Raw genomic sequence first — 10,398 nt, forward strand, 5'->3', positions numbered from 1 at the left:
GCCCGTCGTGGCGTTCGCTCCCGTTATCCACGGCGCGGAGGGGGCTCCCCGCCGCTACTTCGGTCTCTCCGCCGCCGCCCTCGACGCCCTGCAGGCGGCGCAGCTCGCCGCGGTGCTGCCGAAGCCCTCGAGCTGGCGGGCGGCCAGATGTACCTGACCACGGGCCGAGGCGTCCGAGGAGCCGGCCGCTGCCAGCCCCACCGCGTCGCCCGGCTCCCAGCCGGCCTCGATCAGCCGCAGCCGTAGTACCGCCGCGATCACCGGGTCTGGGCCCAGGGCCCGGGTGACGATGGTCCCCGGCCGCCCCGACTCCGCAACATATCCCGGAAGATCCTGACGCACATGGTATCCCGACGCCAGGAAGGCCGGGACGACGACGGCCGGACGGTCGTCGGCGAGATCGGAGAGCACCTCGGCCGGAGTGGGGCCGAGGACGTCGACGAACGCGGTGCGGGTTGTCCCGATCCGCTCGCTCACGGCGGCGGCGATCTCGGCGATCATGTTGACGCCGTGTGGATTTCGTGTTCCGTGGGCGACGATCACGGGGTTCACGTCCCGCATCCGATCGCCGAGCGGCAATGGTGTGTTCACTATTCGTCCTCCCCGTCATATTCCAGGTCGACGGCCAGCCGGTAGCCGCGCTTGACCACTGTCTGAATCATCTTCGAATCCCCCAGCGCCGCACGGAGTCTGGCCACAGCCACCTCGACGGCATGGGTGTCGGAACTGTCACCGGGCAGCCCGGCGAGCAGATCGGTGCGCGAAACCACCCGCCCCGGGGTCACCGCGAGGGTCTTGAGCAGCGTCATGCTGGTGGCCGACAGCTCGAGCAGGTTGCCGTCGACCATCACCGACTGGCCGCGGATGGCCGTGTCGTGGCCGTGCACCCGGAGCCGGTGACTGCGCCGCGGCAGTTCCTCGGTGATCAGCCGGGCCAGCGCGCCGAGTCGGTAGCGGTGCGGGTAGATCGTCGGGACCTGCTGCGCCTCAAGCGGTCCCGCGGTCACCGAGCCCACGCAGAAGGCGGGCACCGAGGTGCGCATGGCGTGGGTGAGCGCGGCCATCTTGCCCAGTTCCTTGGCGCGGGTGAACAGCGCCGCCACCGCAGGTGCGCTGGTGAAGGTGATCGCGTCCAGGTCCGACCGGATCACCGCGGCGATCAGTTTGTCGATGCGCGCCACATCCGGATGGACCTGCCAGCGATAGACCGGCACCGGCAGCACCTCGGCCCCCGCCGCGCGCAGGACATCGCAGAAGTCCGGCAGCGGTTCCCATTCGGTGGTCGCCCCGTGCAACTGCACCGCCACCCGGAGACCGTCGACGCCTTCGTCGAGTAGTTTGTCGAGCACCTCCGACGACGACTCGCTGTCGGGGGACCACTCCTCGGTCAGGCCGGCGGCGCGGATGGCGCCCTTGGCCTTGGGGCCACGCGCGATCAGCCGGCTGCGGCCGAGCGCGGCCAGGAGACCTTCGGCATTGCCCCAGCCCTCGGCCGCCTCCACCCAGCCACGAAAACCGATACCGGTGGTGGCCACCATCAGATCCGGCGGGTCGGCGATGATCTCCTCGGTGACCTCGGCCAGCGCCGAATCGTCGGCCAGCGGCACGATCATGATCGTCGGCGCCGACAGCACGTCCGCGCCGCGCCGGTTGAGCAGAGCACCGAACTCCTCCGAGCGCCGTGCGGCGGTGATCCCGATGGTGAAACCGGTCAGCGGTAACGACGCACCGTCCGGATCGGAGCCGTCGTCGCCGGGTTCGGCGGCCACACGCTGGGCGGGGGTGGTCCGGGCCCGGCCGGGCGTCGATGCGGACGTAGTGGTACCGGTACTCATCGGTTCGGGAAGAACACCTCGACGGCGCCGTCCCGCACGATCACCGCATAGCTCGGGACCGACCGCGACTCGTCGTCGAGGCATACACCGGTGCGCAGCGAGAACGCCTGCTTGCCGAGCGGGCTGGTCACCATCGGCTCGCCGTCACGGTCGCCGGTCAGCCCACGCGAGATCACCGCGGCCCGCGAGAACGGGTCGATGTTGCCGAGGGCGTACAGCTTGCTGCGTCCGGCGGTGGCCTCGCGGTCCGATTCGGCGGCCGGCACGCGGAACAACGCGGCCTGCTCGAAATCCGGGCCGAGTACGCCGACGCCGCGGCCGATCGACAGGTCGGACAGCAGGCAGGCCCGCACCCACGTGCCGTCGACGGCGTCGGGATGCCGTGCGGTGACGTGCCGCAGGTCTGCGTCGCCCGGGGCGACCAGTGCCGCGTCGCCCGGGGCGACCAGTGCCGCGTCGGTCGGGGCGACCAGTGACTCAGTGGTGGTCTGTTGTGTTGTCATTGCAGTGCTCCTTCGGGCTGGGAAGAGCCGATGGGGTCGGGTCGGGATGTGGGCCAGGCTCACACCGAGGCCGGTGCGTCCTGCTCGGCGGGTTCCCGCGGCGCAGATGGCACGGACGGCATCGGCGGCATATCCAGCAGGACCGGCACGCGCCGTTCGTAGTCGGCGAAGCGGATCGTCGGGTCGGCGACCTCGGGAGCATTGACGAAGGAGACGAAGCGGCTCAGCTTCTCCTCGTCGTCGAGCACCGCGGCCCACTCGTCGCGGTATCCCGCGACATGACGCGCCATCGCTTCCTCCAATTCGGCGGCCAGCCCGAGGCTGTCGTCGCAGACCACCGCTTTGAGATGATCCAGTCCACCTTCCAGGGACTCCAGCCACGGCGCGGTGCGCTGCAGCCTGTCCGCGGTGCGGATGTAGAACATCAGGTACCGATCAATGTAGGCGACCAGCGTCTCGTCATCCACCCCGCCGGCCAGCAGCACGGCATGCTTGGGGCTCTGCCCGCCGTTGCCGGACACGTACAGGTTCCAGCCGTGTTCGGTGGCGATGACGCCGACGTCCTTGCCGCGGGCCTCGGCGCATTCGCGGGCGCAGCCCGAGACACCGAACTTGATCTTGTGCGGCGAGCGCAGACCGCGGTAGCGCTTCTCCAGGAACACCGCCATGCCCACCGAATCCTGCACGCCGTAGCGGCACCAGGTAGATCCGACGCAGCTCTTCACCGTGCGCAGGCTCTTGCCGTATGCCTGCCCCGATTCCATGCCGGCGTCGACGAGGCGGCGCCAGATCTCCGGAAGCTGGTCGACGCGCGCGCCGAACAAGTCGATGCGCTGACCGCCGGTGATCTTGGTGTACAGGCCGTAGTCGCGGGCAATCTCGCCGATCACGATCAGCTGCTCGGGGGTCACCTCGCCGCCGGGCATCCGCGGCACCACCGAGTACGAGCCGTTCTTCTGCATGTTCGCCAGGAAATGATCGTTGGTGTCCTGCAGGGCGGCCTGCTCGCCGTCGAGGATGTGGTCGCTGGAGGTGGACGCCAGGATCGAGGCGACGGTCGGTTTGCAGATGTCGCAGCCCACCCCGGTGCCGAACCGCTCGATCAGCCCGGAGAAGGTACGGATGCCGGTCACCGAGACGATCTCGAACAGTTCGGCGCGCGACTGCGAGAAGTGTTCGCACAGCGCCTTGCTCAGTTCCACACCCGAGGCCGCGAGCAGCGACTTGACCGACGGCAGGCAGCCACCGCAGGTGGTGCCCGCGTTGGTGCAGCCCTTGATGGCAGCCAGATCGCAGGCGCCGGCAGCGATCGCCGAGCAGATGCTGCCCTTGGACACGCCGTTGCAGGAGCAGATCTCGGCGTCGTCGGGCAGCGCGTCGACGCCGATCGCCGGACCCGACGAGCTCGGCGCGATCAACGACGACGGGTCGCCGGGGATCTCGCGGCCGACCATCGGCTTGAGCATCGCGTACGCCGACGCATCGCCCACCAGGATGCCGCCGAGCAGGGTCTTGGCGTCGTCGGAGAGTACCAGCTTGGCGTACTTGCCGGCCACCGGATCGTGGTAGACGATCTCCAGTGCGTTCTCGGTGGTGCCCATCGCGTCGCCGAAGCTGGCCACGTCCACCCCGAGCAGTTTGAGCTTGGTGGACATGTCCGCCCCCGGGAACCGGCTGTCGCCGCCGAGGAGTTGGTCGGCCACCACCTCGGCGGTGGTGTAGCCGGGGGCGACCAGGCCGTAGCAGCGGCCGTCGACGGCGGCCACCTCGCCGATCGCGTACACATCGGGATCCGAAGTGCGGCAAGCATTGTCGGTGAGCACACCACCACGTTCCCCGACGTCGATGCCGGCCTCGCGGGCGAGTTGATCGCGGGGCCGCACACCGGCGGAGAACACCACCAGCGCCGCGTCGATGGTCGAGTCGTCGCTGAGCGTGACCTGCAGCATGTCCTGCTGCTCGGGGTGATCGGCGATGCTCGAGGTGCCCACGCCGGTGTGCACGTGCAGACCGAGATCGGTGATCAGGCCCTTGAGCACCGCACCGCCGCCGTCGTCGACCTGCATCGGCATCAGCCGGGGCGCGAATTCGACGACGTGCGGGGTCATGCCGAGGAGCTTGAGCGCGTTGGCGGCCTCCAGTCCGAGCAGACCACCACCGACGACCACGCCGACCGCTCCCGGCCCGGCGGCCTCCGCGGTGGCGCGGATGCCGTCGAGGTCATCGAGGGTGCGGTAGACGAAGCACCGCTGGTGGTCGTGACCGGTGACGGGCGGGACGAAGGCGTACGAGCCCGTCGCCAGGACCAGTGCGTCGTAGCCGACGACCCGGCCGCTGTCGGTGGTGACCTGCTTGGCGGACCGGTCGATCGCGGTGACCAGCTCACCGAGGTGGCTGGTCACCGCCTCGTCACCGGTATAGGTGTTGCCGTCGAGCGCCAGCGAATCACGCTGCCAGGAACCGACATAGGAGGACAGGGCCACCCGGTCGTAGGCGGGGTCGGCCTCTTCGCCGATCACGACCACATCCCAGTCGCCGCCGGAATCGTGGTTGCGTAGCGACTGCACGAACCTGTGTCCGACCATGCCGTGGCCTGCGACCACCACTGTCTGCCTGCTCATCTTGTTACTTCTCCTCGAACCGTGTTCGGTGTGTGCGTCCGGACGTGCGCCTTCAGGCGAGCGTCCCGGTTCCGCTCGTCGTCGAAACCTTGGGCTGTTCCGCGGTTTCTGCTGTGTCGTCAGTGATGGGGGCGGGGGCGATCGGGTCGGTGACGGCGGGCTCGACCACGATGTCGGTGGTCTGGGTGGTCAGTACGGTCTGCCGGCGGACGTAGAACCACCAGGTGATCACCGCGGCGACCACGTAGAAGGCCATGAAGATCCAGAACGCGGCGGTCGCGGACTGATTGGACTTGTAGCTGGCGCGCAGCACCAGGTTGATCCCGACACCGCCGAGTCCGCCGACCGCGCCCGCGATTCCGATCAATGCGCCCGACATCGACCGCGACCAGACGACCTTCTGCGTCGGCGACATGTCGGTACTGGCCTGTGCCTTCTCTTCCCAGATCGTCGGGATGATCTTGTACACCGAACCGTTGGCCAGACCTGACAGGATGAACAGCACGATGAAGCCGATGACCAGGCCGACGAGGTGGCCGGTCTCGATGACCTTGCCGTTGTTGTCGGCGGCGGTGGCGGCGAACACCAGGATCGCCGCTCCGAAGGTCATACCGATAAATGTGTACAGCGTCACCTTGCCACCGCCGATGCGGTCGGCGAGTTTGCCGCCGTAGGGCCGGGACAGGGAGCCGAGCAGCGGGCCGATCCAAGCGATCTGCGCCGCGGCGAGCGCGGGCTTGGCCGCACCCGCGGAGGTGAAGCTGAGGTTCAGCACCTGGGCGAAGGCGAAACCGAAACCGATGAACGAGCCGAAGGTGCCCACGTACAGGATGCCGATGATCCAGGTGTCGCGGTACTTGAGGCAGTCGACCATCGCTTTGGCGCTCGATGTCTGATGATCGAGGTTGTCCATGAACAGGGCCGCGCCGATACCTGCGATCACCAGGAACACCAGGTAGAACATGCACACCAGTTCGGGCCGATCGGCGGCCAGCCAGATGACGATCAGGCCGATGATCTGGATCGCGGGCACGCCGATGTTGCCGCCGCCGGCGTTGAGGCCCAGTGCCCAGCCCTTGAGGCGCTGCGGATAGAACGCGTTGATGTTCGTCATCGACGACGCGAAGTTGCCACCACCGAAACCGCTGATCGCCGCGACGGCGAGGAACCAGCCGAACCCGAACTCACCCGGATTCATCATCAGCATGATGATGAGGCCGGTGGGAATGAGCAGCACGACGGCACTGAAGATGGCCCAGTTGCGACCGCCGAAACGCGCGGTGGCCTGGGTGTAAGGGATACGCAGGCACGAGCCGACGAGGGTCGCCGTGGCCGCGATCACGAACTTCTGATCGACACTGATCCCGTATTCCGGGCCCATGAACAGTGCCATCACCGAGAACATCGACCAGATGGAGAATCCGACGTGCTCGCAGATCACACTCCACAGCAGATTGCGCTTGGCGATCGCGGCATTGCCGTTGTCCCAGGCCTCCCGGTCTTCGGGATCCCAATCGGTGATCGTGCGGTCACGCCGCAAGTTGGTCAACAGAGTCGACATATGGTTTCCCCTTGGATCATCTATCGGGTGGCACCGGCGACCTTCGGTCCGGACCGGCCGCGTGTCTGTGCACGCTGCGAGGTCTGCCGATGGCTGCGCCGGTATGTCACCGACCCCGATGTCGGTTGAGATCCAAGGTAGGAACCGCGTGTTTCACGGTTTTGCCCGTCGGTGACCGAACAATCACGTTGTTCTCACATCACCCCGGCCGCCGTGAGAGGTGCCCGGCGGCCGTGTCACGCTCTAAACGAGCCACCCCACCAGGTCGACGACGCGCAGCAACCCGGGCAGCGCACCGCAGGAGGACCGGGGGTGCAGTGCATGGACCGCCAGACGGAACATGGTGGCACGCAACAACATCTGTGGCCACTCGTCTTGATCGGCCCAGCGGTTGACCAGATCGTCGTCGGCACCGCCCCAGGCCAGCGCATCGACCACAGCCACCGCCGACCCCCACTCCGCGGGTCGCCAGTAGGGAACGATGTCGGTGATCCCGGGGGCCGCGGCACCGGCGAACAGCACCGTGCCGAACAGGTCGCCGTGCACCACCTGCGACTGCATCTCCACCGGTTTACGCAGCTTGGCGAGCATCTTGAGGGCTTCCACACTGGTATGCCCGTCGACCGTGGTGTGTTCTGCCATACCCGCCGCGTGCGCCGAACGCAGTGGCGGATCTTCCCAAGCCGCACGGTCGGCGGCCACGAACACGTCGACATCGCTGTGCGGTGGCGCCGGCGGCTGCACCAGGAAACGCGCCATCCCGACTCCCGCGAGGGCCGTGTGCAGGCGGTCGGCCACTGACAGCACCTCGTCGTGACGTGGCTCGGGGCTGCCGGCGATGTAGGAGTCGGCGCGCCACCCCGACACCACATACCGGCCGTCGGCGGCCCGGTACGGACGCGCGATACGCAGCCCGTCGACGTACAGGTTCTCGCGGACCTTCGCCGACCAGGCGGCCCGGGTGTAGTCGGGCACGAGGGACAGTACTACCTCACCCACACGCCAGCCACTGTGCCACGAATCGGCAAGTGCTATCGGCGGGTGCGCCGTAAGGCCGAACGCAGCGAGCACATGATCAGGCGGGGCAATCGGAGTCACGCAAGAAAGATTACCGAGGCAAACTTGTTAATTCACCTAACGACACGAATATCCATCTAGATTTTACGTGTGATCCGGTCCGACGGACAGCACCCGAACGGTCTACTACCAACTGGTAGTAGACCGTTCGCAGCGTAACGATCGAAGTGCGACTAGCGATTACGCAGCCCCTATCAGTACACCGGAAGCGACGGTTCCACCTGGTGAGCCCACGCCGTCACACCGCCCTGCAGGTGCGTGGCATCGGCGAAACCGGCCCGTTTGAGCGCGGCCAGCGCCTCCGCCGACCGGATCCCCGTCTTGCAGTACAGCACCGTCGGCCGGTCCTGCGGAATCTTCGCCAGTCCCGCACCCGACAGGATGTCACCCTTGGGGACCAATTCGGCACCGTCGATATGCACGATGTCCCACTCCACCGGCTCCCGCACGTCGATCAGCGCGAATCGCTCCCCGGCGTCGAACTTCGCCTTCAACTCCGTCGCCGTCAGCGTCGATCCGGTCGCGGCGTCGGCCGCCTCCGCCGACACCACGCCGCAGAACTCGTCATAGTCGATGAGTTCGGTGATCCTCGCACCGTCCGGGTCCTTCCGGATCCGGATGGTGCGGTAGGTCATGTCGAGGGCGTCGTACACCATCAGCCTGCCCAGCAACGGCTCACCGATCCCGCAGATCAACTTGATCGCCTCTGTACCCATGATCGACCCGATCGACGCGCACAGGATGCCCAGCACTCCGCCCTCGGCGCAGGAGGGCACCATCCCCGGCGGCGGCGCCTGCGGGTACAGATCCCGATAGTTGATGCCCCGCCCGTCCGGCGCGTCCTCCCAGAACACCGACGCCTGCCCCTCGAACCGGTAGATCGAACCCCACACATACGGCTTGTGCGCCAGCACCGCGGCATCGTTCACCAGATACCGGGTCGCGAAGTTGTCCGTACCGTCCAGGATCAGGTCGTACTCGCCGAACAACGCCACCGCACCCTCGGCCTCCAGCCGCTGCTGATGCAGATTCACCGTCACATACGGGTTGATCTCCCGGATCGAATCACGGGCGCTCTCCCCCTTCGGCCGACCCACATCGGACCGGCCGTGGATCACCTGCCGCTGCAGATTCGACTCGTCCACCACATCGAACTCGACGATCCCGATGGTGCCCACACCCGCCGCGGCCAGATACAGCAGCGTCGGCGAACCCAGGCCGCCCGCACCGATCACCAGCACCTTTGCGTTCTTCAACCGCTTCTGCCCGTCCATACCCACATCGGGGATGATCAGGTGCCGGCTGTACCGGGCGACCTCGTCGTTGCTGAGCTCGGCCGCCGGCTGCACCAGCGGAGGAAGAGAAGACACGGCAAACTCCTGTGTTGGACTGGTCTTGTCTACCGGTCAACTCCACAGGCGGCCCGGGTAATCCCGACCGGCGACGATTCGACAGCGGGTCTCACCCCTTGCCTGATATCACCCCTTGTCTGGAAACGGCCAGGGATTCGGTTTGCAGACGAACGACGGATCCGCGTCGATGTCGGGATCGAACGACAGGATGTCCTTGTTGGACACACCGAACGACTGCTGCATCATCACCGGGGCCAGCGCCCCGTTACGCGGACACGGAAGATGATGCTCGTACCCGATGCCGTGCCCCACCTCGTGATTGATCAGATACTGCCGATACAGCAGGTCATCGCCCTGATACGAATGCGCCCCGCGCACCCAGCGGGCCTCGTTGAGCACCACCCGCTGGTCCGGCGGGTAGTAGCAGCTGGTTTCCAGTTTGATCTGATACCCGCACAGCTCCCGCGCCGTTCCCGACGACGTCAACGAAATCCGCAGATCAGGATCGCCGGAGGCGACCCGCCGGAAGGCGACCTTGCCGTCGCCGATCCAGCTGCGCGGGTTGGCCAGCGTCGCCTCGACCATCTTCGCGAACGTCGACTCCCCACCGAAATCCTGCGGGTTGACACCGTCCTCGACCTCGACCGTGTACGTGAACACCTGCCCGGTGCCGACCTGCTCACCACGTCCTTTGACCTGGTGATATACCTTCTCACCCTGCGCGGTGAACGAACCGCCCGACGGCAGGACGCCCGCGGGCATCGCATCGGGATCGACCTGTTCGCTCGGCGCTCCGATCGCGGTGGTCGCCTCGTTGATGTTGGTGTTGCGGGCCGTCAGATCGGCAGGGCTCTCCGGCTGCGCGGGCTTGCCGCCGTCCCGGAAGGTCAGCACCAGCAATATCACCGTCAGCACCGCCAACGCCGGAATCACGTAGGTGCGCCACCCATAGGTGGACAGCACACGTCCGAATGCGTTGGGCCTGCGCCGCTTGGACCACTCGTCCGGACCCGCCGGACGACGTCCGCCGATGTCTGTGGGATCCCACCGCGCCTGCAACGGCTGGTCCGGATTGGGCCGATTCCACCGTTCCTGCGCAGGTCCGGGAGAACCGGACCCCGAACCCGGCCGCGAACCGTACTCACCTTTCTCTGGGCCACTCACCAATCAACCTTCTCATAGGCCACGCGGAATGCCGTACACGTGCGCTCCGCGGCCTGTCCGGAACCCTCGACCGCCACTGCGCAGCCACCGCCGCGGTCCCGCCCGAACCGACACCGCGCCCGGGCACGGGTACTCTCAGAGCATGTCGACTGCCACGAATTCACCCGCCAACGCGGGACGCAGCACGCGCTTGCCGCGCAGTGCGCGCAGGTTGCAGTTGCTGGAAGCGGCCAGCGAGATCTTCGTCGAACGCGGATACCACTCCGCGGGCATGGACGAGATCGC

The 10,398-nt window shown here is 67.1% G+C and carries 8 protein-coding genes and 1 pseudogene; 1 reads left to right on the forward strand and 8 read right to left on the reverse strand.

What is annotated here, in order from left to right; genetic code table 11:
- Window positions 1-126: 126 nt before the first annotated feature.
- From Q0627_RS16720 to Q0627_RS16755, 8 genes and pseudogenes are all read right to left on the reverse strand, one after another.
- Window positions 127-561 (reverse strand): annotated as a pseudogene (locus tag Q0627_RS16720) (sirohydrochlorin chelatase); the annotation flags it as partial.
- 29 nt (window positions 562-590) lie between these two features.
- Window positions 591-1,835 carry a uroporphyrinogen-III synthase gene (locus tag Q0627_RS16725; RefSeq protein WP_298811529.1) on the reverse strand — a complete coding sequence of 415 codons (1,245 nt, stop codon included), beginning with the start codon at window positions 1,833-1,835 and terminating at the stop codon, window positions 591-593.
- Window positions 1,832-2,236: a nitrite reductase small subunit NirD gene (gene nirD, locus Q0627_RS16730; protein WP_298811546.1), complete on the reverse strand. Its 405-nt coding sequence runs from the start codon at window positions 2,234-2,236 to the stop codon at window positions 1,832-1,834. Before nirD ends, Q0627_RS16725 begins: the two co-directional genes overlap by 4 nt.
- 161 nt (window positions 2,237-2,397) lie before the next feature.
- A complete protein-coding gene (nirB, locus tag Q0627_RS16735; RefSeq protein ID WP_298811532.1) occupies window positions 2,398-4,959 on the reverse strand; it encodes a nitrite reductase large subunit NirB in 2,562 nt (853 codons plus the stop codon).
- A gap of 52 nt (window positions 4,960-5,011) precedes the next feature.
- The gene (locus Q0627_RS16740; protein WP_291017283.1) at window positions 5,012-6,520 is read right to left on the reverse strand and encodes a nitrate/nitrite transporter; all 1,509 of its coding nucleotides are present in this window, start codon (window positions 6,518-6,520) and stop codon (window positions 5,012-5,014) included.
- 243 nt (window positions 6,521-6,763) lie between these two features.
- The gene (locus Q0627_RS16745) at window positions 6,764-7,618 is read right to left on the reverse strand and encodes a TIGR02569 family protein (RefSeq protein WP_291017285.1); all 855 of its coding nucleotides are present in this window, start codon (window positions 7,616-7,618) and stop codon (window positions 6,764-6,766) included.
- Window positions 7,619-7,791: 173 nt separating this feature from the next.
- A complete protein-coding gene (gene moeZ / locus Q0627_RS16750; protein ID WP_291017288.1) occupies window positions 7,792-8,967 on the reverse strand; it encodes an adenylyltransferase/sulfurtransferase MoeZ in 1,176 nt (391 codons plus the stop codon).
- 108 nt (window positions 8,968-9,075) lie between these two features.
- Window positions 9,076-10,008 (reverse strand): DUF3152 domain-containing protein, encoded by a 933-nt coding sequence (locus Q0627_RS16755; protein WP_291017310.1) that lies wholly within the window; start codon window positions 10,006-10,008, stop codon window positions 9,076-9,078.
- A gap of 247 nt (window positions 10,009-10,255) precedes the next feature.
- Between Q0627_RS16755 and Q0627_RS16760 the strand changes: the two genes are divergently transcribed.
- On the forward strand, window positions 10,256-10,398 hold a 143-nt coding region (locus Q0627_RS16760; RefSeq protein ID WP_298811551.1), incomplete at its 3' end, for a TetR family transcriptional regulator.

The sequence above is a fragment of the uncultured Gordonia sp. genome, from assembly GCF_937858515.1.
Classification (GTDB): Bacteria; Actinomycetota; Actinomycetes; order Mycobacteriales; family Mycobacteriaceae; genus Gordonia.

What these genes read in the sequence shown, in the direction of transcription:
- Q0627_RS16725 (WP_298811529.1), bottom strand. Translation starts at nt 1,835, where the DNA reads ATGAGTACCGGTACCACTACGTCCGCATCGACGCCCGGCCGGGCCCGG.
- nirB (WP_298811532.1), bottom strand. Translation starts at nt 4,959, where the DNA reads ATGAGCAGGCAGACAGTGGTGGTCGCAGGCCACGGCATGGTCGGACAC.
- Q0627_RS16740 (WP_291017283.1), bottom strand. Translation starts at nt 6,520, where the DNA reads ATGTCGACTCTGTTGACCAACTTGCGGCGTGACCGCACGATCACCGAT.